The organism is Methylobacter sp. S3L5C, from assembly GCF_022788635.1.
Lineage (GTDB): Bacteria > Pseudomonadota > Gammaproteobacteria > Methylococcales > Methylomonadaceae > Methylobacter_C.
In genome coordinates, this window is record NZ_CP076024.1 from 1237320 (window position 1) to 1264253 (window position 26934).

The following is a 26934-nucleotide window of genomic DNA, read 5'->3' on the forward strand; positions in this document are numbered from 1 at the left end:
ATTTTACGGAAGCCTTTAATATATGTATTCAGGCTGCTGAGTGTAGCCGGATTCTACTCTAATTAGCAAGCTTAAGCGAGGCAACGATGAACCCGGTTTATCACCAAGCAAAATTTATTAACAGTTCACCTGATCTTAAAGACACACCTGAAGATCAGGGCAGGGAAGTGGCCTTCGCAGGGCGCTCAAATGCAGGCAAATCGAGTGCAATTAATACGCTGACCAGGCAACATGGTTTAGCCAGAATTAGTAAAACTCCGGGCAGAACCCAAATGCTCAATTTTTTTGAAATTAATGCAACGGAGCGATTTGTTGATTTACCAGGCTATGGTTATGCCAAAGTCCCTATAGCGGTCAAGAAAAAGTGGCATGAGTTAATGGAAAAATATTTAACCCAGCGCAAGTCCTTGTGTGGAATCGTATTAGTCATGGATGTACGTCATCCTTTAACTGAATTTGATTGGCAGATGATTGAATGGTGTCAGCACACCGGTTTACCTTTACATATATTGTTGACCAAAGCTGATAAATTAAATTATGGAGCTGCAAAAAATACTTTAATGCAGGTCCAAAAAGAACTGGGTGATATTAACTTTCCATTGACGATACAGTTGTTTTCATCGTTGAAAAAAACGGGTATTGATGAAGTGCATAAAGCCATTGATCTTTTTTTTATGCCGGTTGATGAGTTTGAATTAGAGCCACAATTGGAAGGCGAAGGGGAATAAAGCTTTAAAAAAAACCCTAAAATTTAAAAAATACTTTAGGGTTTTAAGAGTAATCAGCCGCTACACTGAGGGGGAACGGCTGATTCAATGCCAAGAAGGCATTGCGTGTCTACGACTTTAAGCAGGCATAAAAGTTTCAGAAAGATTAAAATTTTTTAATGCGCTTCGTCCCAGTTATTACCCACTCCTATATCAACAATCAGCGGTACACTTAAATCAGCGGCTGAACTCATAATATTTCTAATCATGGCGCTATAGCATTCTATTTGATCTTCTGCCACTTCAAATACCAGTTCATCGTGAACTTGCATAATCATTTTTGCATCCGGTTTCTCTTTAAGTAACCACTGATCAGTACCAATCATGGCGCGTTTAATAATATCGGCAGCAGTGCCTTGCATGGGTGCATTAATAGCAGTGCGTTCAGCATATTGGCGGCGCGCTGCATTACGTGATTTTATTTCGGGTAAATATAAGCGGCGACCAAATAAGGTTTCCACATAGCCCTGTTCACGGGCTTGATCCCTGATACGGTCCATATAATTTTTAACGCCCGGATAACGGGTAAAATACAAGTCTATATACGATTGCGCCTGACTACGTGACAAACCCAGTTGTTGCGCCAGACCAAAAGAAGACATGCCGTAAATCAGTCCGAAGTTAATCGCTTTTGCGGAACGGCGCAAATCAGTGGTCACTTGATCAACAGCTACACCAAATACTTCTGATGCTGTTGCCTTGTGAACATCCTCGCCAGCGCTAAAGGCTTTTAGCAAGCCGGCATCAGCAGATAAATGTGCCATAATCCGTAATTCAATTTGCGAATAATCAGCGGCCACGATTTTATAGCCTTGCGGTGCAATAAACGCTTGTCGTATTTTGCGGCCTTCTTCGCTGCGGATGGGGATGTTCTGCAAGTTGGGATTGGAAGACGATAGTCTGCCGGTAGCGGCTACCGCTTGATGATACGACGTGTGTACACGACCGGTTTTATCATCAACTTGTTGTGGCAGTTTGTCGGTATAAGTCGATTTTAATTTGCTTAAGCTACGGTGATCCAGAATCAGCTTGGGCAATGGATAATCAATCGCCAGTTCCTGTAGTACCGACTCTGCAGTTGAGGGTTGGCCTTTAGGTGTTTTCTTTAAAACAGGTATTTTTAGCTGGTCGTAAAGAATTTCCTGAATTTGTTTTGGTGAACCTAAATTGAAAGTATGTCCTGCGAGGTCATGAGCCATTTGTTCAATAGCGACAATATGACTGGCCAGTTCCAGACTTTGCTGAGACAGCATGGCCGTATCAATCAGTACGCCATTGCTTTCAATACGCGCAAGCACACTGATCAGCGGGACTTCTATTTCCGAATATAAGGTCAGCAGGGCTGGGTGTTGTTGCAGCTTGGCCATCAGAACTTGATGCAGTTGCAAAGTAATATCCGCATCTTCAGCGGCATATGGAGCGGCTTGTTCGATGGTTACTTCCTGAAACGGGATTTGTTTCGCGCCCTTGCCGGCAACCTCTTCATAATGAATAGTCGTCAATCCTAAATATTCTTTGGCAAGATCATCCATATTATGTTTGGTTGCCGTGCTGTTTAAGACATAAGATTCCAGCATGGTGTCATGAGCGATGCCTCGCAGGGTTATGCCGTGATTGGCAAGTACATGCGCGTCATATTTAAGATTTTGCCCCAACTTGGCTTTATTAGGGTTTTCAAGTAGTGGACGGAGTTTTTCCAGTATTTCAGTACGATTTAGCTGGTCAGGTGCACCCGCATAATTATGGGCTAACGGGATATAAGCGGCTTTACCAGCAGTTACCGAAAAGGAAACGCCGACTATCTCTGCTTTACTGTAATCAAGGCTGGTGGTTTCGGTGTCAAAAGCAAACAGTTGTGCATTTTCGAGTTGTTCAAACCATTGATCAAACTGCTGATGGGTCAGTATGATTTCATAACTGGATTCGATAAGAGCCGGTTTAGCTTCTTCTTTAACAACGATGGTTTCTACCTGGTTATCGAGCATTTTAAACCACGATAAAAATCCCAGTTCGGCTAACATTTGTTTTAGTTCGGCCGTATTTATAGGGTTACGTTTTAAATCCTCCATGTCATAAGGTAAATTAAGATCACATTTGATGGTTGTCAGTTGTTTGGCCAACGGCAGCTGATGCAGGCTGGCACGCAAGCTTTCACCAATTTTACCGGTAATTTTATCGGCATTAGCGACCAGATTTTCCAGGGTTTCGTACTGTTCCAGCCACTTTGCCGCCGTTTTTGGACCCACTTTGGGTATGCCGGGAATATTGTCGCTGCTATCGCCCATTAATGCCAGATAATCAATAATCTGTTCCGGTTTGACACCAAACTTGTCGATAACACCCTGAATATCCATGCGCGTGTTGGACATGGTATTTTCCAGGATAATATGGTCGGTGACTAGTTGTGCCATGTCTTTATCGCCAGTAGAAATAATGACATCAAAACCTTGCCCTTCCGCATATTGCGCCAAGGCACCGAGAACATCGTCGGCTTCAACATCAGGTTCCATAATCAAGGGTAAACCCATAGCCCGAATCAAGTGGTGCAAGGGTTCAATTTGTACGCGCAAATCGTCAGGCATCGGCGGCCGGTGAGCTTTATATTGGTCATAAAGATCATTGCGAAAGGTTTTACCTGGCGCATCAAAAACCACGGTGATGTAGTCACTTTGATAGTCGGCTATCAGTTTCCGCAGCATGTTGGACACGCCGTAAACGGCGTTGGTAGGTTCGCCCAGAGGATTGGTTAAGGGTGGAATTGCATGATAAGCACGAAATAAAAAAGAGGAGCCGTCAATCAGAATCAGGCGTTTTTGTGTTTGTTGTGACATGGAATTTAAGATGCAAGGTTAAAGGCCTAAAACCGGATGCGGTATTTTACCTCTTTACTTGGTTTTCTCGTAGGGATCAAAAAGATCGGCTAAAAGTTAAAAACCTTATCGGCAATCTCATCGATTTTTACATTTTGTCCCCTTCGGTTAAGGGTTTTCAACAAAAGCGCAATTCGTGGCGGTCTGCGCTTATGTATCCTGTCAAGTTTTACGCTTAACCTCCATTATATTAGGCAAACAATTTATCTTACCAAGAACCTGACTTAATTGACTGGTGTTTTCTATTTGAATAGTCATATTTAAAACGGCGGAAAAATCGGGATGGGTATCCAGTGCCGCGTTTAAAATATGAATTTTGGCTTGCGCTAAAATCTGCGATACATTGTTTAGCAAATTTTGTGCATTAAAAGTATGAATGACAATAGGCACGGCATGGCTGGCTTTTTTTGCACCCCATTCAGCCGAAATAAGCTGAGGCTGTTTTTCAATGCTCAGCTGCGTAACGTTTTTACAATCTGTGCGATGAATTGTGATGCCTTTATGGTGGGAAATATAACCGATAATGTCATCACCCAGTACCGGCGAGCAACAGTGTGCAAACGACGTTTCTACATTATCGATACCTGCCACCGAAATCACCGATTTTTCTGAAAGCTTCTTCGGCCGGATTGTGACGGGTACATCTTCCAGTTCGGGTATTTTTAAATAGCCGGCAAGTTGTCTGCTATTAATATCGCTACGGCCTATCGCCTCAAGTAAAGCATCAGTATTGGGTTGTTTAAAATAACTCAGCATGTCGACCATGTTCAGCATTTTTAAGCCCAGTCGCTTACTTTCCTTATCCAGAATAGTTTTGCCACGCGCTATATTTTCTGTTTGCTGTTGATTTCTAAACCAGCTTTTTACTCTGCTGATAGCGCGCGATGATTTTAAATAGCCCAGATTGGGATCTATCCAATTATGGTTGGGTGCACCCTCTTTAGCCGTTAAAATCTCTACCTGTTCGCCGGATTTTAGCTTACAGGTTAGTGGCACGATCCTGCCGTTTATTTTTGCTCCACGGCAACGATGGCCTATTTCAGTATGAATGGCATAAGCAAAATCCAGTGGGGTTGAGCCTTTTACCAGATCTATCAATTTACCGGCGGGTGTTAAAATATAAACTCGGTCATTAAATAATTCACTACGGAAATCATCACTTAATGCCTCATCGCTGTGATTTTCTTTCAGCAGTTTGCGTAAAGAGGCAACGCGTTTTTCCATCTCGGTCGTCGGCTTGCCACCTTCTTTATATGACCAATGCGCTGCGACGCCAAGTTCCGCATAATCGTGCATTTCCTGCGTGCGAATCTGCACCTCAATACGATTGCCTTGCGTGTCTAAAATGACGGTATGCAATGATTGATAGCCATTTTCTTTAGGATTGGCAATGTAATCATCAAATTCTTTGGGAATGTATTGCCATAAACCATGAACAATACCCAATACGGTGTAGCAGTTGGTTAAGTTATCAACGATCACCCGCACCGCCAACAAATCATACAATTGATCTATATTCAATTGTTTCTTCTGCATTTTTTTCCAAATGCTGTAAATATGTTTGGGCCGACCATAACAAGAACAGCTTATATTTTCTTCTGTAAGGTGTTTTTGTAACAGTTCAGTAAAACTGTTGATACAGTTTTCTCGTTGCTCACGATTATTGGCAAGAGATTTGGCAATCTGGAGATACGCTTGCGGCTCCAAATACCGAAAAGCCATATCTTCAAGTTCCCATTTAAACTGATGAACGCCCAACCGATTGGCGATTGGTGCATAGATATCCAGTGTTTCCCTGGATATAAAGTGACGCATCTCATACGATTCTTTGGGTAAATTACGCAGTCGATGAATCCGGTAAGCCAGTTTGATTAATACTGCCCTGACATCCTGGGTCATGGACAATAACATTCGTCGTAATGTTTCTGCCTCATTGGGCTTTTTGTTCATTTCCGGTGAATAAACCGTTAATGTATTCAACCAGTTGACATCTTTTACCAAGGCATCAATAGTGTCACCAAACTGCCCTTTAATATCAGGTAAGGGTTTGAGTTCTGACAAACGCGGATCACTTAATATTGCCGCGAGTATGGTTTTAAAATCCACATTGTAATCGCGTAAAATTGCCGCAATCTCAACGCCTTTAGGCCGGTAATAATGCGGGTCGTCAGGGATGCTCGCGATAATCGTCAAGGCACGATCTATCTGCTCGTCATCGGCAGCAGATAAATTACTAAAAAGGTGTTTATTTGGATCAATGTTTTTTTGCATCAAATGATTGTAGACGATTACAGAAACTTGGCAATCAAAAGCCGCATTGTAAGGCATTCATCAGTAACAATTCAGGTTGATATTCCCTGGTTCCCAAGCTGAGCTTAGGAAGCTCTAGCTTCCTGATCTTAAGGAACCAATTTTTCAACAGGATCATAAAAATTATATGTACCGATTTTATTGGCCTCCCAACTAATAGTCGTTACTTTAAAAATATATTTGGCTACGCTAGGTTCTGTTGACGTTTCACCAATCCGGTAGAATAAGTCGTTTTGAATGAAATGAAGCGGATAACATTAAGTGATGAAGAGTGGACTCGTATTTTGGCAAGCTTAAAAAAATTGCCTGGAGTTCATATCGGTTTACCCGATATTTGCAGGCAGTTTGTTAATGCCATTTTGTGGATATTACGTACGGGAGCACAGTGGCGTGTATTACCGTCAACGTATGGTAAATGGAATAGCATCTTCAAGCGTTTTTCACGTTGGTGTATCAATGGCATATGGGGTTAATACTGCTACCGCAAATATAAAAAACAAAGTCAGAGGCTTAAACATGCCTCGTTTCTTGGCACCATCAGCAAAGGAAAGGGTTTTGGTCGGCGTTTGACTGCTCTTGGCTGGCTCTTACGTTTTTGTTTTCCAATGGCCGTTGATGCCATCGCTTTTAATAATTCACGCAAGGCGCTTATGAGTTGGTTCCCTGTCAAGCCTACCATCTGCTTGGCGGCTTGAATGACCAGTTGCACTGCTGACCTGAAACTCAGTTGGCGGGGTATCTTCTCATGCAGGCTGGCTGCCTGTGCCAAATTGCCACGAATGATGTTGTATGCCAATAAGTGGATAGCTATCTCCTTGCTTACCATGTCAGGTTTTTTGCACCGTAATATTTCCATGCCCATATTGGTTTTGATGGAACGAAAATCCAGCTCAATTTTCCAGCGCTGCTTATAAAGCATAGCCAGCTCTTGCTTATGAAAGCCCTTTGCATTTAGTAAGGTGGTCAAATAGATTCTGCCGTTTACCGCAAACTCTCGGACGGTAATCGATTCCGGCAAGTCGCTATAGTCCTGCTTGGACATCCACACCGGTTTCCGTTTGGGTTTCGTCCAGTCAATCAAATGATCTCTTGCACCCAGGTAGACACCCAAGCTGAAATCTACTTTTTTCCGGGCATGTAGTGGAAATAGCACAGGAATTTCACGAGCCTGCAAGAGCGCAATAATGGCGAAGGTACAGTAATAGCGGTCCGCCATCAGCAAGTCGCCAACTGACAGGCTGCCAAACAGTTGACTGAGTAACGATGTTTCGCCAGTTCCTTTGCCTTGATAGGCTCCCAGGCTATAGTCGAGCACGGTTCCTGCAGCCAAAGAAATCAACACAACCATGCGAGCAATCGGAAAGCCCAAACCAGGCTTTTGACTATCCAGCTGAGGAAAGTCTGCCTGATTCTCTGGTGTATCTGGCATTTGCACCGTTGCTCCATCAGTAAGGACAACGTTATAACCCTTCCATCGCCACGCGGCCAGAGACTGGTTATGAAGACGCAAACCAGCAGCTGTGGTGGCTGCTCTGAGTTCCTTTAGTGGTAAGCGTTGTCGGGCTTTACAGTAAGGTCCCGTGTTAACCGTATTGGCTGATTGTCCATCGACGATACGATCAATCAATACGCCTGCCACTGCCTGTTTACAGGAACCGTCATCACTTAATACTTGGAAAATGAAAGCTTTAAGCGTGACTAAGGGCAAGAACACCGAGGAGCGTTTATGCGGGGTATTGGCGATAATGTTGGTAATGCTGTCGGCTGAAAAAAATCCTCAACACCTAGTCCTTGGGATTGCAAAAATGACTTTTTGAAGCGGTCAATTTGCTGCTGAATACGGTTTTTTTTAATAGCTGGCATGGTTAAGTTATTGATCAGACTTTGTAATACTCAAAATTCTACCAGAATAGTGCTTGATCTTTATCTTATTATTTGCGTATCTAACTGTAACTTATAGATTAATTACATTTGCGGTAGCAGTATTAGCATATGGGGTGAAATTCTCTGTCATCTTGCTGAAGACGCTGATTTACAAGATGTTTCCATGGATGGTTCAGTTATTAGAGCACATGCCTGCGCAGCTGGAGCGGCATATAGTTCTGCTGAGAATGAAGCACTTGGGCGCTCCAAAGGTGGATTTGGTTGTAAGATTCACGCGCTTTGTGATGGCTTGGGCATGCCCATCAAATTTATCCTGACAGGCGGGCAGGAGGCTGAATGCAAGCAAGCCATATCTTTATTGGAAAATGTTAATGCTTCAGCCGTTTTAGCAGACAAAGCCTACGACACGAACGAGTTGCGGGAGTGGTTAGCCAGTCGTGAAATAAAAGCGGTTATCCCACCTAAATCGAACCGAAAAGAAGATATTGAGTGCGATTATTGGCATTATAAGGAGCGGCATGCCATTGAATGTATGTTCGGTAAGCTCAAGCACTATCGCAGAATTGCTACACGATATGAGAAAAAAGCTATTAATTACATGGGGATGCTATCATTTTCCTCGGTGCTTTTATGGCTGAGGTGAAACGTCAACAGAACCTAGGACAGATTTTGTAACCTTGTTCCAAATGTTTAATATCGCCATTATTCAAAAAGTTTGCGTTAGGAATCTATAGCTGTTTAGTTCATGCGGGGTAAAAACATGAGTAACGGAGTTACAAACCCCGTCACGCTTGAGTCAATTTTCAATTAAGCTAAAGCGCCTTATTATGAAGACAAAGCCTGAAAATCAATGCATAGAGGGTTATCATTTCAGCATCTATCAAGAAAAATCGGCAGTGGATAAGTACTATCTGATAGCAGATCAAGCCAGCGATACAGTCGGGCTTATCTTCATTAGAGCAGGGTAAGGCTGCTATGCAATAGATAGTATTTAGATCGGTGTTGGAGAAGGGATATGGCACGGTGATGTAGAGTTGCCGTAATTCCTACAGGCTTTACCACCAGCACTGAAAGCATGATCCAACACAGGGTAGGCTTTATCTCTTGTATTGAAGGCATCATCCCCCGCAGATATAATCTGACTTACAGCAATCAACTCTCCTCCGGAAATAGAATGCACCTCATCCCCTGCAACCTTGGCTTGATCTGTAGCCATTTAAAGGCGATCAATAGCAAAGTAAGCAGGATTTACAGCATTGCTTGGTTATATTAGGTTAATTCAGATTTACTAAATTTTGGAGCAAACAAGAAACAGTCGTTTACCGATTTAATTCGCTGGTTCCCAAGCTCCAGCTTCCTGTTTATCTTTATCACAGTCTAGTCACCGATGCCTGAAAGCAGTTTCAGGTCTTGCAGGGTCTTTGTCTACGATTTTATCGTGATGAGAGTAGCGCTGGTTACCAAGCTCTAGCTTGGTAACCTAGTTCAGGAAGAGCTCCATCTTACTTTTTAACCTGCGTGTGACGAGGTTTGTAGCCCTCGTCACGCTTGAGAGCTACTTGCTCTATAACCTGTCACAATCGGCTTTTATTTTTTTCCTTGCCCAACAAGAAAACCAACCAAACCTGATGTAATCGCGCTAACAATCCCGGATGCCCATTTCTTGTCTTCCGCCTCTCCGGTAGCGAAGGTGTAAATACAGCCCGCAAAGACAACACCTACTATTAACAAAGCAAAGCAAAATAACGAGAAAGTTATTTTTCTTTTCAGCTCTGCGTCTGCTGCTTCAGCAGTACGACGGGCGACAGCATCTTCCGGTGCTTCGTTACTAACTGATAGTTCGTATTTATGGTTGCCGGGGTCGATTAGTTGGCCAAGGTTGATTGGCTTCGACTCTTCGCTCACAGGGCTTAGATGCCGACAATTTCAGTCAGTAAACGTTTGTCCTGATCAAGAATGCCAAGCCGTTTCTTTTCCGTTTTAGCCTCTGCGACCACATCATATAGGGCGATAGCTTTGCGTAAAATTTCAGTCTTTGTTGTATGGCCGGAAGCGGCCAGTTGTTCCAATCGGTCATTTAGTTCCGGTGACAGGGACAAGCTGAGGCGGACTGTTTCTTTGGTGGTTGACATATTAATCTCCGGTTACACTAAAAAGGCGTTATTAATACATTAATAATACGCTTTTTTTTGTTTTGCACCAAATTAACCTGCTTTTGTCAGTTCGCAAACTTGAGCGGTTGTAAAAGTGTTGGTAAAGATGCATAACAATGCCAAAACTACAGGGACTTAGCGGGTTCCCAAGCCGGAGCTTGGGAAACAAAAGAGACAAGCTGGAGCTATTTTGGCATGAACGGTTTAACTGTGCGGCTTTTTATACGGGACTGGTAAACTTATCCACTAACAAGGTGTAACGATTAAAAGAACGGCCGTTATTTTTCTGCTCTTTGCCTTGAAAAGTTATGGTGACTAAATCTCCCAGGGCAGCGTTATGCTGTTTCAAGCTGTGAATTAAATAACGATTTAGGTCAACACCGACAACCGCACCGTTATCCTCCTGTAAAAACAGTGTTTTCTGTTCGTCATAAAGTAAGTCATTAGAAGTGCCACTGCCTTGAATGATCCCTGTGATTGCGTTGCCTGCCGAAGGTTGCCAGTAGGTTACTTTGTTGATTGGTTGGTTTTCAGTCATTTTTTTATCCTGTTTCTTAATGAGAGCAACTGGGCACAATTGTACCCAGTTCATCGTAATATTGCTTAATAGTGATGAAAGTATGGGGACGCATGAACCGTATACAAGGTGATTCAAGCTATAGCGATCATTAATATCAATTAACAGGATGGCATGAGACAAAAAACACAATTTTATTATGAGAATATCGGTTAAACAATTTTAGGGAAAAGCTTTTTCTGGCGACTAACATCAACTTGTGTGTCCAAAAAACGGATTTTTAAATCTTGCGTATATTAAAACGCTGAAAATTTACTATGATTAAGGCATGTTTGTGCTATTCAAGGCTTATAAATTTAAGCCTAAGTAGCTTGTTTTTTTGGAAAAATTATTATTCAGGATAAATAGAAAAAATTAACCAGGAATAACAAGAAGGTAATGAATTGAATCATAGGAAAGTTTTACTTATTGTTGAGGATGATCCGGGACTGCAAAAACAATTAAAATGGGCTTTTGAAGGTTATCAAACGGTAATCGCCAGCAATAAAAATGAAGCCATTACCGCTTTGAGGCGTTATATGCCCAGAGTTGTCACGCTGGATTTAGGCTTGCCTCCCGACACCGCCAATGCCCGCGAGGGCATGAAGACGCTCCAGGAAATTCTGGAGCTTGCACCTGCAACCAAGGTTATTGTTGTTGCCGGAAATGATGATAGGGAAAATGCTATTGAGGCAGTAGCAATGGGTGCTTATGATTTTTATCAAAAACCAGTTGATATCGATATTCTAAACTTGATTATCGAGCGCGCCTTTCAACTCAGTGAACTGGAGAAGGAGCATTTGACGCTACAACAACAAAAATCAGAATCTTTAGTGGGAATTATCGCTTCCTGTAAAAAGATGCAGGAACTTTCCCGCAAGGTAGAAAAAATTGCCCCAACCAATATTACTACCTTATTACTGGGAGAAAGCGGCACAGGTAAAGAGGTGCTCGCTAAAGCCATTCATGGTTTGAGTAATCGTAGAAACAAGCCTTTTATTGCCGTCAATTGCGCTGCCATTCCTGAGAATCTCCTTGAAAGCGAATTGTTTGGTTATGAAAAAGGCGCTTTTACCGGCGCTTCCCAACAAACCAAAGGAAAAATTGAATATGCCCATAACGGTACCTTTTTTTTAGATGAAATTGGTGACCTGCCTTTTTCCCTGCAATCGAAGTTATTACGTTTTCTTCAAGAAAGAACGATAGAACGAATCGGTGGAAGGCGTGAGATACCTATTAATGTACGTATCATTTGTGCTACCCATCAAAACTTGCAGGCGCTAATTAATGAAGGTAAATTCAGGCTTGATTTATATTATCGTATTAGTGAAGTAACTATTTCTATTCCTCCCTTAAGAGAAAGAGAAGGCGATGCCATTGCCATCGCCTCGGCATTTCTAAGACAATTTTGTAAATTAAATAACAAGAAAATCAAAGGTTTTAGCAAAGAGGCGGTAAAAGCTATTGAAAGTTACTCCTGGCCGGGTAACATTCGGGAGCTGGAAAATAAAATAAAACACGCCGTGATTATGTCTGACGATACCAATATCAGCTTTGAGGATATGGAACTGAACGATAACCTTGATGCTTCGATGCCGTTTAATTTAAAAGAGGTACGAAAGAGTGCAGAAACTTTGGCAATCAGAAGGGCATTAACACACTCTAATAACAATATTTCAAGTACCGCAAGACTTCTTGGTATTACAAGACCTACGCTGTATATGCTTGTCGATAAATATGGAATTCAAGTGAATGAATAGCCATACTATTTAAAAGGGAGATTGTCCGAGAAAGAAAATTTACTGCGAAAAAGCCATTGTGACCCTATTTTCTGCTCATTTTCCTTTAATAGAACAACTATTTACCTCAAATGACCAAAAAATTTGATAAAAAATAAGCTTCCTCTCGCTACCACACCTCTTCTCGGTCAGCCTCCTGGCCAAATTTATAAGTATTATTTTTTGACTGAAAAACCTTAATGGTGCTGGTAGCGAATAGTTGTTTTATTTCTGTGTTGTTAAAAATACAGCAACAGCGATAATAATAAGTACCACCGCAGTTATAACGATTAGCCATTTTTTGCTACGGCTGCTTTGTAACGAGTCTTTTGTTATATCTTCTGTCAGGCTTACGCCTTCAATTTGAGCATTAATCGCTTTGTATTTGCCCCGATTATCTTTGGCAATCTGGTAATAAATAATATCACCGGTTGTAGGTCTGCGACTTACGCCGTTTAGTGCCGAGATATGTATAAAAATGTCTTTGCCGCCGTCATCCGGTTTGATAAAGCCAAACCCTCTATCTTCTTTCCACGTTTTTAAAACTCCCTTAACCATTTTTTTTGTCATAAAAGTTACTTCTTTGTTGTTTAATCATATTGGTTTCTGATCTTACTTTTTTTGGATTGGTCCTTTCATGTTGCCAGTAGAAAATGCGTAATAGCCGTCTCAAATGTGACACAACATGAATTATTAGTAGTCTGGCAAAATACGTTAAAAAAATCCCTGATTAAAGCCATGTAAAAATGACAAGACTTAATCAATTGGCGAATTTTGCACCGGATTTATTTTTTAATAATGACTTTATCATCAATAATTAATTCAGAAATCCCACCCAAAGAGCCCAGTACGGTGCAACTGGCTTTTTTAAAACCGCCTGTTTTAACATTTTCACCTTCCCAGATTAACGTGACATAGGTATCTTTATCACTTTTTGTTTCCTTGGGAAAATAGACTTGTTCTCCGGTTTTTTCTTTAATGATCACAGGGCATTTCTCACTTGCCATTGTTTGTATTGCAACCAGGTTTCTAATTGATGAGGCGGCTTCTTTTTGTGCATTAGAGGGTTCATCTTTACTAACGCCGACCATAATAAATCCGGCGACAAAAACGCCAATAACAGCTAGTACAACTTTCATTGTTTCAGACATTTATATTCTCCTTTTATTGTGAAAAAGCAGCCAGATTTACTGTCTACCCCAAATTTTTTTATTGGTTAACCCAAGGTGGTTTCCTGCGAATAATATACCCCTGCTTGCTGGTTTTTTTATTCTTGGATATTACCTAAAAAGTTTGGTTAACGGGTTAATATACCATTCACTCTGATGTATGCAAGGGCGAGTGCAAGGTTTAAATATCGAAATGCCCCAAATTATTATTGTCCGCTGCGTCCGACAGATACACTATAAGGTGTGGTTTTACCGGTTGCCAAATTGGTCGCATTTAATTTAACAGCTTGGCTGTTGCCAGAGCCATAACGGCTGGATAATCGACTTTACCTGTAGCCATAATGGGTATGCTCTCAACGAGCATAATTTTTCTGGGCAGACTGATATTGGCAACCCCAGGCGATGCGGCTGCCAAATCATTGACAGTTACCTGCTTTTTAGTGGTAACTAAAATAATCTGTTCACCTTTTTTTGCATCCGGCAGACTGATTGCTGCGTGATGTGCATCCGGCCAGGCATTAATAGCCAATTGCTCGACAGCAGTTAAGGAGACCATTTCACCACTAATTTTGGCGAAACGTTTACTGCGTCCGCGAATGCTGATGAAACCGTCATTATCAACATGAACGATATCTCCAGTGTCATACCAGCCTTTGCCATAGATCGATTCAGGTGGAATCAGTGTGCCCGGATGGTCGGCCAACAGATAACCCAACATGATATTAGGGCCTTTGACATGCAATTGCCCGGCATCATTAATTCCTGGTATCGGTTCCAGTTTGTGTTCCATATAAGGCATAAAGCGACCAACAGTTCCTGTCTTGTAATAGATAGGCGTGTTAACCGAGATTATCGGTGAGGTTTCGCTGGCACCATAACCCTCCAAAATACGAATGCCGAATTTTTCTGCCCAGATTTGACGGGTATTTTCCTGGAGCTTTTCTGCCCCGGCAACCACATAGCGCATATTATAAAAATCGTAGGCGTGAGCTTGTTTGGCGTAAGCGGCAAAAAAAGTATTGGTGCCAAACATAATGGTGGCATGGATTTCATAAGCAATTTCAGGAATAACGCTAAAATGCAGGGGAGTGGGATAAAAAAAAGTTTTCATGCCACTGATAATCGGTAGCAGGGTGCCGACGGTAAAGCCAAAGGAATGAAACATGGGTAAAAAATTAAGTACTATATCTTTGGCATTAAAACTGATGCAGGCTTCCAATTGCTTTAGGTTACCTAAAATGTTGGCATGGGAAAGCACGACACCTTTTGGGGTGCCTTCTGATCCTGAGGTAAATAAAATCACGGCCGGACTATCAGGGTTGTACTTTTTATTTTTATACCAAATATCAGTCGTTCTGCTTTTTATCAGAGCAGTAAACTTGTCCAATGCGGAAATTTTTTCGGCCAAATCTTCCAGATACACCAACACACATTGTTTACTTAACTGGTCGGCTTCTTTCTTTAAATTTCCCAGTTCAATAAAACGACGCGAGGTTAATACCGTTTTAACTTGCGCGGTTTGACAGGCAGATGGCATACCGGCTGAACCCATTGAGTAATTCAACATCGCGGGAATACGATTATGTAGTTGTAAGCCCAACACAGTAATAAGGGTTTTAGACGAATTCGGTAGAAAAACCCCTACATTTTCACCGGTTGTCGTGATGTTTTTTAAGGCTTTGCCAAGGGCAATGCTGCGCATGACTAAATCGTCATAGGACAACAGGGTACGATCGAGATCTTCGGCTATTTTGTGTTTACCGCCATATATTGTTCGGGCATCAAGCAGACTGGTAAAAATGGTTTGCCGATAAGGACTGGTGACAAACATCATATTAGTCATAATATCGGATAAAAGATGACCACAGTAAGCGCGGCGGGTTCTGCCCCTGAGTTTCGTGGGAGCAGAAATATGCGTGGACGGTAAAATATGAATAGTGATTTTAGGAAATAAACGTAAAGGGACAATTCTGTGGAGTTTTGAAAAATGCGTATACTGGGCACCCGATATCCGTATTGGCAAAATGGTGGCTCCGGATTTATCGGCGACCATACCGGTTCCATCATAAATTTTCATTAATGATCCGGTAACAGTGATTCGGCCCTCAGGAAAAATAACAGTTTTGGTGTCATTTTCAAGATGATGAATCAAATTTTTTAAGGATAAAGGATGGGTAGGATCCATTGGAAATACCCGCGACAACCTCAAGAAAGGTTTTAACCACCAGCGCTGTGAAACCTGGGTATTGATTGCAAAAGTTATCTCATCGGGTAGAAAAACACCCAGTAATAAGGGATCGAGAAAAGAGCTGTGATTAGCGATAATCAAAACCCGTTTTCCCGCTTTGGTGTAGTTATCAAGGCCTGTCACTTCGACTTTGTAGAGTAAAGTAAGTAGTCCGCGTAAAAATATTTTTAGCATAGATTTCTGTTCACATTCTCTTAATGGGGATTTTAAGAGATTCCTTAAAGTGGTTTAAATATAGGCTATGAAAGGGCGCATAACACAACATACAGACTGAGTTGATAAACTCACGGCTTTTGAAACGATAAGCCGTCGGGTTTTAATGCTCCTTTTTACTGGCGCATTTAATACATAAAGTAGAATAGGGCATTATTTTTAAACGCTCTTTATTGATGGGCTTATCGCAAACCTGGCAAATACCGTAGTGGCCATTGTCTATTTTCGCAATAGCCTGTTTAATCATTTCTATTTCAGTTCTGGCTGAATTACCCAGATAATCCACTACTTCATTGTTTTCATTTTGTGTTGCTTGTTCCGCAAAGTCCTTTTCTAAAGGTGTGTCGGAATGCTTGATATCATTAGTGATGCTGGTGAGTCGAAGATTTAGTTCTTCCAGCATGGCAATTAAATGGCTACGAATTTCATCATATTCTTTCATTAGACTATTGCTCTTTTTTTAAAATGGAGGCACTCTTAAGTTTTGTATTCTGCTTTTAGGCGATATTACCGCGTAGTAAATTGCCTTAACTCAAAGTTGAATTACAATAACTTTCGGTATCCTATCATCCCTTATGCAAAATGACACCCAACATCTATTGGATGCCGCTAATCAGGTCATCCTTGGTAAAGCGCATAAAATTCGTCTGGCATTATGTTGCCTGATTGCACGCGGTCATTTACTGATAGAAGATATTCCCGGCGTAGGAAAAACAACGCTGGCAAATACCTTGGCAAAATTGCTGGGTTTAAATTGTCAGCGGATTCAATTTACCAGTGATATTTTGCCTGCCGACATTATAGGGGCTTCAGTATTTGATGCCAAAAATTTTACCTTTAAATTTCACCCCGGGCCTCTCTTTAATCAAATGGTTTTGGCTGATGAAATTAATCGTGCTACGCCTAAAGCACAAAGTGCCTTGCTGGAAGCAATGGAAGAGCAAAATATTACCGTTGATGGAAAGACCTATCCGTTACCCAGTCCTTTTTTTGTCATTGCCACCCAAAACCCCTCTTATCAAATAGGTACATTTCCTTTGCCGGAGTCGCAATTAGATCGGTTTTTAATGCGTATTGAATTGGGTTATCCTGATCATGATGCAGAAAGACTGTTACTTAAAGGTCAAAGCCGGCATAGTTTGATTGAATCGCTGCCAGTCATGCTGACACCAGAGCGGCTAATTAACATGCAGGATGCCGTTACCGATATTTATGTCTCCAACGCCGTACTGGATTATTGCCAGGCCATCATTAGCTTTACGCGAGAATCATCAGAATATCATTGCGGGCTTTCACCCAGGGCGGGCTTGGCATTGCTTAACGCCGCTAAAGCCTGGGCATTTATGGAGCAGCGCGATGCTGTCATTCCTGAAGATATACAAGCCGTATTGGCGGCCGTAGCCGGCCATCGCTTACGATCAGGCAACAATGATTCAGCGGCTATAGTGGCACCCATTTTAGCCAAAGTAGCTGTCCATTGAATAGGTTATCTTTAAAAGAACGCTTTCAGCTGAGCCGCTTTTTTAGTGGCGAGAAAGCCGTTGATGAGCCGGTAAAATTAACGCATCGACGTATCTTTATTTTACCCACTTATCGGGGAATTAACTTTGCCATACTGACGGCTTTGCTATTGTTGATGGCCTTTGTTTATAACAATAACCTGGTCTATCTACTGACTTTTTTATTGGCCAGTATTTTTTTTATTACCATTTTGCATAGTTATAAAGCGCTGGCGGGTCTGGTTTTACAAAAAGGACAGAGCAAGCCGGTTTTTGCCGGAGAAGCTGCCGGGTTTACTATTTATATAAATAATCCGGTTGATGTGGAGCGTTTTAATTTACAGATTAAACTGCAACAACCCGAAAGCCTTACCATTAAGCCGCAAAGCAAGACCTGCCTAACCCTGTATTCTTTAACGCAAAAAAGAGGCTGGCACACAGCCGGAACAGTAACCCTTTCCAGTACCTATCCATTCGGTTTATTTCGGGTCTGGTCGCCGGTACGCTTTAATCTTAAAGCTCTGGTTTATCCAAAACCATCGCTACAAGAACGGCCCTTTCCAGAAATGCCTTCAACTACTGTCAATAAAGGTTTTAGCCAGAAGGGGGCGGATGATTTTTATGGCTTAAAGAGCTATCAGCCAGGAGATTCCATTAAACACATACACTGGAAAGCCTTTGCCAAAGGGCAGGGTTTATTCAGTAAACAATAGACATCTTTCCTAAATAATTGACATAGAATTTGGCTTTGATAGGGTTAAAATAGCGATCTACCTCTGAAAACACGGATAGCCATGACTCCTTATGCCCAATTGCCAAGACACAAGCCTGAAGAATTTTTAAGGACTGTCGGCCTGTCACCAGAAGATTTTCTGCATCTTCACGGTAAGCTGGTGACTTACCTGGACGAACAAAAAGTCCTTAATCCACTGACTAGACGGGGACGAAAAGACTCCAAGATGGCTTTGGAAGACCGCTTGTTACTGACACTCTATTATCTTCGTCACTATCCGACGTTGATAAATCTGGCTGCGGTCTTCGACATCAGCGAATCGTATTGCCATAAAATCTATACTCGCACTGTAAGACTATTGATCAAAATCGAAAAACTGCCCAACCGCAAAGCACTGTTGGAAGATCCCGCAGCTACCGTGGTCATTGATGTTTCGGAGCAGCCTATCGAGCGCCCTGTTAAAAACCAGAAAGCGTACTTTTCAGGAAAAAAAACGCCACACGATCAAAGTCCAACTCGTGATCTGCCTATTGACGATGACTATACTCTCCGTAGTGATAGGTAAAGGTCAACAGCATGATTTTTCGATCTTCAAAGATAGCCGTCTATTGTTACATCCTGATGCCCTGTTGTTGGCGGATTCCGGATACCAAGGGATAAAGAAACACCATCAGAACTCGACTCTACCGGTTAAAAAGAAAAAAGGCCAACCGCTTTCGGCAGAAGACAAAGCCGATAATAAGGCACTATCAAAACAGCGTATTTTTATTGAGCATGTTAATCGCCGATGCAAAATTTTCAGGATTGCCAAAGATGTTTATCGGGGCAAACACAAGCATTACTCCTTGACATGGAATTTAGTGGCTGCTCTTGTTAACTTACGCTATGGCTGTATTTAGGAAAGATGTCTAATATAGTAGCGATAGTTCAGAGGAAATCTGGTTGAATTACGATAATGCCCCCGGACATAATACCGAAGAACGCTTAAGCCAGTTATGCCGGTGGGTTATTGATGCCGAGCGTATGGGAATACCCTATGGGTTTTCTCTGCCCGGATTAAAGTTGTCGCCGGATAATGGTATGGCACACACCAGAAAGTGTCTGGAAGCACTCGCCCTGTTTTAAAAGCATGAATAGTGTCCAAAATAAACGCATTTTAATTTTTTTATTAGCATCTATCGGGCTGATAGCTTTTCCGCATATTAACCATATTCCAAAAGCCGTTTTCGCTTTTTTTTATCTATTGTTAAGTTGGCGTTTTATCGGTATCTGGAAACAAAACTGGCTACCCAATAAATCGGTCATTTTTTTTCTGACAGTCTGCGGGCTGGCTCTGCTGTATAGTCAATATCATGGCGTTTTTGGACGAGATGCCGGAACCCGCTTGTTTGTTACTGCCCTGGCATTGAAGTTATTGGAGATTAAGTCAGAACGTGATCTTTATTTAATCACCTATCTGGCTTTTATCGTTGCCGCTTCACAGTTTCTTTATGAGCAAAGTCTGTTGATGGCCGCTTATATTTTATTTGTTTGCAGTATATTGTTGGCGACCTTGGTTTGTCTCAACAGCACCAAGCCGCAGCCATTTTTAGCGTTAAAAACAGCCGGTATTATTCTCGTTCAGGCCATCCCCATGGCAGTGATTTTGTTTATATTGTTTCCTCGGGTGGAGGCGCCAAAATGGATGCTGTTTAACGAAAAGCATCAAGCTAAAGCCGGTTTGAGCGATAGCATGGAACCTGGCTCTATCAGCGACTTGGGCATGTCGGATGAACTGGTTTTCAGGGTTAAATTTACGGGAGCACTGCCACCGCCAGCGCAACGTTATTGGCGAGGGCCGGTTTTGTCATATACCGATGGTAAAAAGTGGACTCAGGTAAAAGACCTGCGTTTCAGGCCGTTTTTAAATAAACCGGTTTTTACCGGGTCATCGTATCAATACACTCTGTTAATGGAGCCGCAAGATAAAAATTGGGTTTTTGCACTGGAAATGCCGGCAGACTATGCTTTGCCGTTAAGCCAAAATGCAAATTATCAGCTGGTTACCTTGGATAATCCCGATAAACGTACTGAATATAAAATCACTTCTTATCCTGGTTATAACACCGGTACTATTACGCGTGCCGAATATAAAGACGCTACGCAATTACCAGGTGATCCATCTGACAAAATTAAACAGCTGGTTAAACAATTACACGGATTTGATAGCACGTCCGATTATTTTATTAACGAGTTGTTAAACCATTTCAGAAAGGAGGATTTTCATTACACCTTAACGCCGCCCTTGATGGAAGAAAATCCGCTTGAAACCTTCTTGTTTGAAACCCGTTACGGGTTTTGCAGCCATTATGCCGCCGCTTTTGTTTATTTGCTACGGGTTGCCAATATTCCTGCCCGCGTGGTTACCGGTTACCAGGGAGGGGAGCTTAACAACGTCGGTAATTTTTTGGAAATACGTCAAGCTGATGCGCATGCCTGGGCAGAAGTCTGGCTGGAAAATAAAGGCTGGGTTCGATTTGATCCCACCGCAGCCATTGCACCGGAAAGAATTGAGCGAAATATCAATATAGACCAGCTTATGCCTGGGGGCGTCATTAACTATATGCCGACCGATGCTGCGCAAGCGGCTTTTAACTGGCTAAAACAGAGTCGCCAATTGTGGAGCAATATTGACTATCACTGGCAACGTTGGGTTATTAATTACGATAATAAAAACCAATCCGGATTCTTGTCATCCTTAGGCATTACTGACATCAAAGCCATGCTTTACTGGATGGTTGGAAGCATAGGTTTAATAACTGCCCTGCTAAGTTGGTTGTTGTTATATCAAAAACAACAAGCCATTGATCCGGTAGTGCGGCTTTATAATCGATTTTGTCAGAAAATTGCCAAACGTGGCTTACTCAGAGGCCCATGTGAAGGGGCTAAAGATTTTGCCGGGAGAGTTAAAATAAAGTTGCCTGAAAAAGCAACGTTGATTGATCAGATTACTGATCTTTTTATCAAGCTACATTACGGTAAAAATCCAACCCCTGATGATTTTAAGTTATTCAAAAAACGGGTTAAAAGCTTTAAAATTTAATCACTTTTCCATGGCAATTTTTAATGCATCATCAACCTTTTCGAGCCAGATAAACTGTAGTTGATTTCTTACCGCTTCAGGTATTTCTTCAAAGTCTCTTTGGTTGCGTGCCGGAAGCATGACTGTTTTTATGCCTGCCCTGGCAGCGGCAATGACTTTCTCTTTAATGCCGCCGACCGGCAATACCAGTCCACGCAAACTAATTTCCCCGGTCATGGCAATATCGTTTTGTACAATCCGTTCAGAAAACGCGGAATAAAGGGCAGTGAACATTGCGACACCGGCGCTGGGGCCATCTTTAGGAATCGCACCTGCCGGTACATGAACATGAATGTCATTTTTTTCAAACATTTCCTGGGATAAGCCCAGCTCATGGGCACGTGACTTAACCAGACTTAATGCAGCCTGGGCACTTTCTTTCATGACATCGCCCAATTGTCCGGTAAGAATCAGCTTGCCGTTTCCGGGAACACGGGCGGCTTCAATAAAAAGAATGTCGCCGCCAACCGGAGTCCACGCCAGTCCTGTCGCAACGCCCGGAACACTGGTGCGCATGGCGACGTCCCTTTCAAATTTTTTTGGTCCCAGAATCCCGGGAAGTTGTTCGCTATCGATTTGCTCATTAACGATAATACCTTCAGCAATACGCATGGCTACACGGCGAAATACCGAGCCGATTTCACGTTCCAAATTTCTGCAACCGGCTTCGCGGGTATAATCCTGAATAATGGTTTCTATGGCCTGGTCGGTGATGGAACATTGTTCTGCGGTGAGACCGTTTGTTTCCAATTGCCGGTTTACCAGATAACGCCTTGCTATCTGTGCTTTTTCATCCAGGGTATAACCGGATAATTCGATGACTTCCATCCGATCGCGCAGCGGTATTGGTACGCTGTCCAGTACATTGGCCGTGCCAATGAACATGACATGACTTAGATCAAATGGCACGGAAAGATAATTATCGCGAAAGCTTGAGTTCTGCTCCGGGTCCAATACTTCCAGCAAGGCTGAAGAGGGATCACCCTGAAATCCTGACCCGAGTTTATCCATTTCATCAAGCATAAATACCGGATTATTGGTGCCTGCTTTCAGAATGGATTGAATAATATTACCCGGCAGCGCGCCAATATAAGTGCGTCGGTGCCCACGGACTTCAGCTTCGTCATGCGTGCCGCCCAGACTGGTACGGATAAATTCACGGCCGGTAGCACGGGCTATACTGCGTCCCAAAGAAGTCTTGCCGACTCCTGGTGGTCCGACAAAACATAAAATAGGACTTTTGCCATTCGGATTCAGTTTGCGCACAGCCAAAAATTCGAGTATTCGCTGCTTTATTTTATCCAGGCCGTAATGATCTTCATTAAGAATTTCCCTCGCTTTTGCTATATCAATAGCGCCTGTACTCGCGACCGACCAAGGCAATTCTGTCAGCCAATCAAGATAGGTGCGAATCATTGAGTATTCACCACTGGCATCCGGCATGTGCTGTAAGCGCCCGAGTTCCTTGCGTGCTTGTTTTTCTACCTCTTCAGGCATCTTGGCTGCACTAATGGCGTTACTGATTTCTTCAATTTCGGCAGTATGTCCTTCTCCTTCACCCAATTCCTTTTGGATAGCCTTCATTTGCTCCCGCAACACGAATTCACGTTGCTGCTGACCCATGGTTTCCTGGGTTTTCTCGCTAATTTTGTTGGAAAGTTTTAATACTTCAAGCCGATAATTAAGCAGCTCCAGAAGCTTGTCAATACGTTCCTGTATGGTAAACAGAACCAGTATTTCTTGTTTCTCTTCAGGTTTTAAAATCAGGTAACTGGCAATCAGATCGGCCAACACTGTTGGTGAGGTAATGGATTGAATAGCCCCTATCAGTTCATTAGGTGCTTGTTGCGTTTGCGCCAGTACTTCCAGTGCTTTTTGTTTGAGTGTTATGACTCGCGCTTCCACATCCTTGGAGCTTATTTCCTGCTCTTCATAAAGCTCGATACGGGCGACAAGAAATGGGTAGCCCGGCAAAAATTCCTTTACCCGAAAGCGCTGTACACCCTGACAAACGACATGATGGGAGTTATCAGGAGCCGTCAGGTAGCGCAAAATTTCCGCTACAGTACCAACTGTATGGAGATCATCGCCCTCAGGTTCTTCATCCTGGTCACGTAGTTGCATGATCAGGCCGATCGGTTTCTCGGAACGTACTGCTTGCTGCACTGCTGCAACAGAGCGTATGCGACCTATCACCAGGGGAGAGACGTTTTGCGGAAAAAGTACGGTACCTCGCATGGGTACAATAATCAGTGCATCATCAGGAATAGGTGGGGATGACAACGGAGTTTCCTGCTTTATCTCCTGATTTGACTCTTCCGTATCCATTGATAACCCAAGCAGCCTGTTTTTTATATCCTTGATATGCATAAGAAATCCTTATATTTTCCGCAATGAAATTAATAAACAACCGTTTACAAATTCACGAGTACCAATTTCAAAATGGCCTGCGGGCATTTCAATGCGCCGTTCAAAGCGTCCATAGGGAATTTCCAGACGCCGAATATGCGCTTCTGAGTTGACAGGTAGACGCCGCTGCCCGTTTACCATTAAATGATTACCTTCCAGAGTTACGCTTAGATGTTCCGGGGCAACGCCAGGTAGTGCGATCATAATTGTGAATTCATAATTGGTTTCGTAGATATCAACCGGCGGCTCCCACGTGGGGTGCCTGACGTTAATAACTGCAGGTCTAAAGAATTGTCGGTGCAGCCTGTCAGCCCGATCCACTATTTCGCAAGCTTCCGCCCACATCCAGGTTTCAAGATCACGTATTGGCATAAGGTGTTTATCTTAGGTTGTCGATTCACAAGTCACTAGGCTTAAAGCTATGGTGATTTAATTTAAGCTTTTTTTTCAAAGAGTCAATGACTATGTTGGCTATAGCTGATGAATATTAATTTTGTTTAAAATGTTCAGCCATTAACGCAACCGGCAGTTGTCCAAATTCTGCCGGCCATTAAAGATGGGAGATATCTGGATGCTGTCATTCAGATTTGAACATGTTAGTATTATTGATAATTTTTGCGGCTCACATAAGCGTAGTACCCTGTTTTTTAAAGGATGTTTAATATAATGGAAAAAACAAATTCAGACTTTTGGATGAAAGTAAAACTTATACTTTTTGGGATATTCTCAATAACCACACTTATTCTTCTTTACTATTCTTTATTCATTGTTCTTGTGTCATTGATAGGAATTGGGCTTGGCGTATTGGTTGCGCCAATTCTTTCCTTTGCAAGATACCGATTTAATATCCCTCGGGCCATGAGCGCCCTACTTTGTCTTATTGTGTTTATTATTGTTATTGGTGGAGCAAGTTTTGGCATTTGGTACTTGGTCTCGGATCAAGCAGAAAACCTTTCCGAGCGCATACCAGAAATTTCAGCGAATCTAAAGAGTCGGCTTTCGTCACTTTTCATAAAACATTCGGCAGTCCAGGCTCAGCTTGAAGGTCTGAATGTTGCCGCTACCGCACAAAGTATTGCAGCATTTTTTTTAAAGGGTCTGCAAAACAGCTTTTCCGCAACCAGCGGATTTCTGTTTGCTTTGATTATCGGTCTGTACACATCGGTCTCTCTGGATACTTATTTTGCGGCAGTTGTTCGTGCCTTTCCTGAAAATTCCCGGGATAAAGCAAGCGCTATTCTCAGTCAATGTGCCATAACACTCAGACTCTGGTTTCGTGCACAAATGATAGACATGATTATTCTGGGCTTTATGACAGCGTTTGGTTTATGGCTTGTCGGTGTCGATTATTGGGCTTTATATGGACTTCTTACGGCAATATTTGGCATTATTCCGTATCTCGGAACCCTGATTGTCCTCGCTTGCGCATCACTGATTACCTTGACATCCGAACCCTCGCTGGTTATTTGGGTTATTGCTGTTTTTGTTATCGTCCAACAGATCGAGGGTAATATTATTCTTCCAATGCTCATGAAAGGTCAGGTTGAGCTACCTGAAGTACCACTGCTGATTTTTATTTTACTTTTGGGCTCATGGCTTGGTATTGTCGGCGTTTTCCTTGCTCCTCCGTTCTTTGCCATTATTAAAGTTTTATATGTGGAGCTTTATCTTCCTCGGGTTGGCGAGGAGATCGGCTGAATCGTCGATCTAAATCAGTGGCAATTAACGGCTAAAATCGTTTTTGTTACGGGAAAGGATATTAATGCCTTAAGCCCAAGCTTCCATGGGTTTTTTAATAATTGAGCAGGCGTTTGACTTTAGCGTGTCAAGAGCATGTTTATAAAATAATTATTTTTTTGTATGTTTTAGTAACCCGAAGCGCGAGCAAAAAACTCTAAAAGATATTTTGGCTTATCATAAACGATCTGTTTTCGGGTTCAAAAAATCGCGGCGCATCAGACGAATCATTTGTTGTTATACTTAATCAGAGAGTACTTCTGGCGTGTATTCCGTGACTTCGGCAAGTCCATTCCAGCATCACTGACTATATTGCAGATAAGGTAGATATTACTTAAGTCAATTATATTGAGTTGTTACATTTTGTTACAATTAATAAATTGTAGATAAAAAAGATACATTATATATTTATGCCTCTGTAAATAGTAATTATCACCAAGCTTTATTAAAAATATTTTATTTTTTAATATTTTCATAATGAGAGTGGCTATTTTTTTAGAGTAACTTAAATAAAGGAATTAGATAAAATGACCAAGAAATTAATAGTAGCTTTGATAATAGACATCTTTCCTAAATAATTGACATAGAATTTGGCTTTGATAGGGTTAAAATAGCGATCTACCTCTGAAAACACGGATAGCCATGACTCCTTATGCCCAATTGCCAAGACACAAGCCTGAAGAATTTTTAAGGACTGTCGGCCTGTCACCAGAAGATTTTCTGCATCTTCACGGTAAGCTGGTGACTTACCTGGACGAACAAAAAGTCCTTAATCCACTGACTAGACGGGGACGAAAAGACTCCAAGATGGCTTTGGAAGACCGCTTGTTACTGACACTCTATTATCTTCGTCACTATCCGACGTTGATAAATCTGGCTGCGGTCTTCGACATCAGCGAATCGTATTGCCATAAAATCTATACTCGCACTGTAAGACTATTGATCAAAATCGAAAAACTGCCCAACCGCAAAGCACTGTTGGAAGATCCCGCAGCTACCGTGGTCATTGATGTTTCGGAGCAGCCTATCGAGCGCCCTGTTAAAAACCAGAAAGCGTACTTTTCAGGAAAAAAAACGCCACACGATCAAAGTCCAACTCGTGATCTGCCTATTGACGATGACTATACTCTCCGTAGTGATAGGTAAAGGTCAACAGCATGATTTTTCGATCTTCAAAGATAGCCGTCTATTGTTACATCCTGATGCCCTGTTGTTGGCGGATTCCGGATACCAAGGGATAAAGAAACACCATCAGAACTCGACTCTACCGGTTAAAAAGAAAAAAGGCCAACCGCTTTCGGCAGAAGACAAAGCCGATAATAAGGCACTATCAAAACAGCGTATTTTTATTGAGCATGTTAATCGCCGATGCAAAATTTTCAGGATTGCCAAAGATGTTTATCGGGGCAAACACAAGCATTACTCCTTGACATGGAATTTAGTGGCTGCTCTTGTTAACTTACGCTATGGCTGTATTTAGGAAAGAT

25 protein-coding genes and 1 pseudogene are annotated in these 26934 nt (G+C 42.2%); 13 read left to right on the forward strand and 13 right to left on the reverse strand.

Features of this window, described 5'->3' with window-relative positions; translation table 11 throughout:
• The first annotated feature begins 86 nt into the window (after window positions 1-86).
• Window positions 87-728, forward strand: a complete 642-nt coding sequence (gene yihA, locus KKZ03_RS05725; protein WP_243220568.1) for a ribosome biogenesis GTP-binding protein YihA/YsxC — start codon at window positions 87-89, stop codon at window positions 726-728.
• Between the two features lie 155 nt (window positions 729-883).
• On the opposite strand, the gene polA is transcribed toward yihA, so the two are convergent.
• Together polA and KKZ03_RS05735 are read right to left on the reverse strand one after the other, a co-directional pair.
• Window positions 884-3598: a DNA polymerase I gene (gene polA / locus KKZ03_RS05730; protein ID WP_243220569.1), complete on the reverse strand. Its 2715-nt coding sequence runs from the start codon at window positions 3596-3598 to the stop codon at window positions 884-886.
• Window positions 3599-3799: 201 nt separating this feature from the next.
• Window positions 3800-5908, reverse strand: a complete 2109-nt coding sequence (locus KKZ03_RS05735; RefSeq protein ID WP_243220570.1) for a bifunctional (p)ppGpp synthetase/guanosine-3',5'-bis(diphosphate) 3'-pyrophosphohydrolase — start codon at window positions 5906-5908, stop codon at window positions 3800-3802.
• Window positions 5909-6189: 281 nt separating this feature from the next.
• On the opposite strand from KKZ03_RS05735, the gene KKZ03_RS05740 reads away from it, so the two are divergent.
• Window positions 6190-6420, forward strand: coding sequence for a transposase (locus tag KKZ03_RS05740; RefSeq protein ID WP_371744862.1), 231 nt, complete (start codon window positions 6190-6192; stop codon window positions 6418-6420).
• 29 nt (window positions 6421-6449) lie between these two features.
• On the opposite strand, the pseudogene KKZ03_RS05745 reads toward KKZ03_RS05740, so the two are convergent.
• Window positions 6450-7810, reverse strand: a pseudogene (locus tag KKZ03_RS05745) (IS4 family transposase).
• A 139-nt stretch (window positions 7811-7949) separates the two neighbouring features.
• On the opposite strand from KKZ03_RS05745, the gene KKZ03_RS05750 reads away from it, so the two are divergent.
• Window positions 7950-8474: an IS5 family transposase gene (locus tag KKZ03_RS05750; protein WP_256452008.1), complete on the forward strand. Its 525-nt coding sequence runs from the start codon at window positions 7950-7952 to the stop codon at window positions 8472-8474.
• Between the two features lie 348 nt (window positions 8475-8822).
• Here KKZ03_RS05750 and KKZ03_RS05755 read toward each other — a convergent pair whose 3' ends face one another.
• The 4 genes from KKZ03_RS05755 to KKZ03_RS05770 form a co-directional block, all read right to left on the reverse strand.
• The gene (locus KKZ03_RS05755) at window positions 8823-9047 is read right to left on the reverse strand and encodes a hypothetical protein (RefSeq protein WP_243220572.1); all 225 of its coding nucleotides are present in this window, start codon (window positions 9045-9047) and stop codon (window positions 8823-8825) included.
• Between the two features lie 371 nt (window positions 9048-9418).
• Window positions 9419-9736 (reverse strand): hypothetical protein, encoded by a 318-nt coding sequence (locus KKZ03_RS05760; RefSeq protein WP_243220573.1) that lies wholly within the window; start codon window positions 9734-9736, stop codon window positions 9419-9421.
• Between the two features lie 5 nt (window positions 9737-9741).
• The gene (locus KKZ03_RS05765) at window positions 9742-9963 is read right to left on the reverse strand and encodes a ribbon-helix-helix protein, CopG family (protein WP_243220574.1); all 222 of its coding nucleotides are present in this window, start codon (window positions 9961-9963) and stop codon (window positions 9742-9744) included.
• Window positions 9964-10204: 241 nt separating this feature from the next.
• On the reverse strand, window positions 10205-10522 hold the full coding sequence (locus KKZ03_RS05770; protein WP_243220575.1) for a hypothetical protein: 318 nt from the start codon (window positions 10520-10522) through the stop codon (window positions 10205-10207).
• Between the two features lie 422 nt (window positions 10523-10944).
• On the opposite strand from KKZ03_RS05770, the gene prsR reads away from it, so the two are divergent.
• Complete coding sequence (gene prsR, locus KKZ03_RS05775) at window positions 10945-12300, forward strand: PEP-CTERM-box response regulator transcription factor (protein ID WP_243220576.1); 1356 nt, start codon at window positions 10945-10947, stop codon at window positions 12298-12300.
• Window positions 12301-12543: 243 nt separating this feature from the next.
• On the opposite strand, the gene KKZ03_RS05780 is transcribed toward prsR, so the two are convergent.
• The 4 genes from KKZ03_RS05780 to KKZ03_RS05795 form a co-directional block, all read right to left on the reverse strand.
• Window positions 12544-12888, reverse strand: a complete 345-nt coding sequence (locus KKZ03_RS05780; protein ID WP_243220577.1) for a cold shock domain-containing protein — start codon at window positions 12886-12888, stop codon at window positions 12544-12546.
• A 215-nt stretch (window positions 12889-13103) separates the two neighbouring features.
• Entirely contained in the window at window positions 13104-13469 is a 366-nt protein-coding gene (locus KKZ03_RS05785) for a hypothetical protein (RefSeq protein ID WP_243220578.1), read from the reverse strand.
• Window positions 13470-13761: 292 nt separating this feature from the next.
• Window positions 13762-15909 (reverse strand): AMP-binding protein, encoded by a 2148-nt coding sequence (locus tag KKZ03_RS05790; protein WP_243220579.1) that lies wholly within the window; start codon window positions 15907-15909, stop codon window positions 13762-13764.
• A 142-nt stretch (window positions 15910-16051) separates the two neighbouring features.
• The gene (locus tag KKZ03_RS05795; RefSeq protein WP_243220580.1) at window positions 16052-16390 is read right to left on the reverse strand and encodes a TraR/DksA family transcriptional regulator; all 339 of its coding nucleotides are present in this window, start codon (window positions 16388-16390) and stop codon (window positions 16052-16054) included.
• Between the two features lie 133 nt (window positions 16391-16523).
• On the opposite strand from KKZ03_RS05795, the gene KKZ03_RS05800 reads away from it, so the two are divergent.
• The 6 genes from KKZ03_RS05800 (at window position 16524) to KKZ03_RS05825 (ending at window position 21262) form a co-directional block, all read left to right on the forward strand.
• Complete coding sequence (locus tag KKZ03_RS05800) at window positions 16524-17429, forward strand: MoxR family ATPase (RefSeq protein ID WP_243220581.1); 906 nt, start codon at window positions 16524-16526, stop codon at window positions 17427-17429.
• A complete protein-coding gene (locus KKZ03_RS05805) occupies window positions 17426-18160 on the forward strand; it encodes a DUF58 domain-containing protein (RefSeq protein WP_243220582.1) in 735 nt (244 codons plus the stop codon). The genes KKZ03_RS05800 and KKZ03_RS05805 overlap by 4 nt, the downstream gene beginning before the upstream one ends.
• Window positions 18161-18241: 81 nt before the next feature.
• A complete protein-coding gene (locus KKZ03_RS05810) occupies window positions 18242-18745 on the forward strand; it encodes a transposase family protein (protein ID WP_243217091.1) in 504 nt (167 codons plus the stop codon).
• Window positions 18699-19079 carry a transposase family protein gene (locus KKZ03_RS05815; protein ID WP_243217090.1) on the forward strand — a complete coding sequence of 127 codons (381 nt, stop codon included), beginning with the start codon at window positions 18699-18701 and terminating at the stop codon, window positions 19077-19079. The genes KKZ03_RS05810 and KKZ03_RS05815 overlap by 47 nt, the downstream gene beginning before the upstream one ends.
• Window positions 19080-19122: 43 nt before the next feature.
• Entirely contained in the window at window positions 19123-19305 is a 183-nt protein-coding gene (locus KKZ03_RS05820; RefSeq protein ID WP_243220583.1) for a hypothetical protein, read from the forward strand.
• A gap of 4 nt (window positions 19306-19309) precedes the next feature.
• Complete coding sequence (locus tag KKZ03_RS05825; RefSeq protein ID WP_243220584.1) at window positions 19310-21262, forward strand: DUF3488 and transglutaminase-like domain-containing protein; 1953 nt, start codon at window positions 19310-19312, stop codon at window positions 21260-21262.
• Here KKZ03_RS05825 and lon read toward each other — a convergent pair whose 3' ends face one another.
• Together lon and KKZ03_RS05835 are read right to left on the reverse strand one after the other, a co-directional pair.
• Complete coding sequence (gene lon / locus KKZ03_RS05830) at window positions 21263-23671, reverse strand: endopeptidase La (RefSeq protein WP_243220585.1); 2409 nt, start codon at window positions 23669-23671, stop codon at window positions 21263-21265. It lies immediately after the preceding gene.
• 9 nt (window positions 23672-23680) lie between these two features.
• Window positions 23681-24082, reverse strand: coding sequence for an Hsp20/alpha crystallin family protein (locus tag KKZ03_RS05835; RefSeq protein WP_243220586.1), 402 nt, complete (start codon window positions 24080-24082; stop codon window positions 23681-23683).
• A 294-nt stretch (window positions 24083-24376) separates the two neighbouring features.
• On the opposite strand from KKZ03_RS05835, the gene KKZ03_RS05840 reads away from it, so the two are divergent.
• From KKZ03_RS05840 to KKZ03_RS05850, 3 genes are all read left to right on the forward strand, one after another.
• Window positions 24377-25408, forward strand: a complete 1032-nt coding sequence (locus KKZ03_RS05840; RefSeq protein ID WP_243220587.1) for an AI-2E family transporter — start codon at window positions 24377-24379, stop codon at window positions 25406-25408.
• A 681-nt stretch (window positions 25409-26089) separates the two neighbouring features.
• Window positions 26090-26593, forward strand: coding sequence for a transposase family protein (locus KKZ03_RS05845; RefSeq protein WP_243217091.1), 504 nt, complete (start codon window positions 26090-26092; stop codon window positions 26591-26593).
• Entirely contained in the window at window positions 26547-26927 is a 381-nt protein-coding gene (locus KKZ03_RS05850; protein WP_243217090.1) for a transposase family protein, read from the forward strand. The genes KKZ03_RS05845 and KKZ03_RS05850 overlap by 47 nt, the downstream gene beginning before the upstream one ends.
• The last annotated feature ends 7 nt before the right edge of the window (window positions 26928-26934 follow it).

Excerpts from the sequence above, each read along its gene's own strand:
- KKZ03_RS05790 (WP_243220579.1), bottom strand. The coding sequence starts at position 15,909 with ATGCTAAAAATATTTTTACGCGGACTACTTACTTTACTCTACAAAGTC.
- KKZ03_RS05835 (WP_243220586.1), bottom strand. The coding sequence starts at position 24,082 with ATGCCAATACGTGATCTTGAAACCTGGATGTGGGCGGAAGCTTGCGAA.
- KKZ03_RS05825 (WP_243220584.1), top strand. The coding sequence starts at position 19,310 with ATGAATAGTGTCCAAAATAAACGCATTTTAATTTTTTTATTAGCATCT.
- KKZ03_RS05810 (WP_243217091.1), top strand. The coding sequence starts at position 18,242 with ATGACTCCTTATGCCCAATTGCCAAGACACAAGCCTGAAGAATTTTTA.
- polA (WP_243220569.1), bottom strand. The coding sequence starts at position 3,598 with ATGTCACAACAAACACAAAAACGCCTGATTCTGATTGACGGCTCCTCT.
- KKZ03_RS05740 (WP_371744862.1), top strand. The coding sequence starts at position 6,190 with ATGAAGCGGATAACATTAAGTGATGAAGAGTGGACTCGTATTTTGGCA.
- KKZ03_RS05755 (WP_243220572.1), bottom strand. The coding sequence starts at position 9,047 with ATGGCTACAGATCAAGCCAAGGTTGCAGGGGATGAGGTGCATTCTATT.
- KKZ03_RS05795 (WP_243220580.1), bottom strand. The coding sequence starts at position 16,390 with ATGAAAGAATATGATGAAATTCGTAGCCATTTAATTGCCATGCTGGAA.
- KKZ03_RS05845 (WP_243217091.1), top strand. The coding sequence starts at position 26,090 with ATGACTCCTTATGCCCAATTGCCAAGACACAAGCCTGAAGAATTTTTA.
- KKZ03_RS05840 (WP_243220587.1), top strand. The coding sequence starts at position 24,377 with ATGGAAAAAACAAATTCAGACTTTTGGATGAAAGTAAAACTTATACTT.
- KKZ03_RS05780 (WP_243220577.1), bottom strand. The coding sequence starts at position 12,888 with ATGACAAAAAAAATGGTTAAGGGAGTTTTAAAAACGTGGAAAGAAGAT.
- KKZ03_RS05800 (WP_243220581.1), top strand. The coding sequence starts at position 16,524 with ATGCAAAATGACACCCAACATCTATTGGATGCCGCTAATCAGGTCATC.
- KKZ03_RS05770 (WP_243220575.1), bottom strand. The coding sequence starts at position 10,522 with ATGACTGAAAACCAACCAATCAACAAAGTAACCTACTGGCAACCTTCG.
- KKZ03_RS05735 (WP_243220570.1), bottom strand. The coding sequence starts at position 5,908 with ATGCAAAAAAACATTGATCCAAATAAACACCTTTTTAGTAATTTATCT.
- lon (WP_243220585.1), bottom strand. The coding sequence starts at position 23,671 with ATGCATATCAAGGATATAAAAAACAGGCTGCTTGGGTTATCAATGGAT.
- KKZ03_RS05785 (WP_243220578.1), bottom strand. The coding sequence starts at position 13,469 with ATGTCTGAAACAATGAAAGTTGTACTAGCTGTTATTGGCGTTTTTGTC.
- yihA (WP_243220568.1), top strand. The coding sequence starts at position 87 with ATGAACCCGGTTTATCACCAAGCAAAATTTATTAACAGTTCACCTGAT.
- KKZ03_RS05765 (WP_243220574.1), bottom strand. The coding sequence starts at position 9,963 with ATGTCAACCACCAAAGAAACAGTCCGCCTCAGCTTGTCCCTGTCACCG.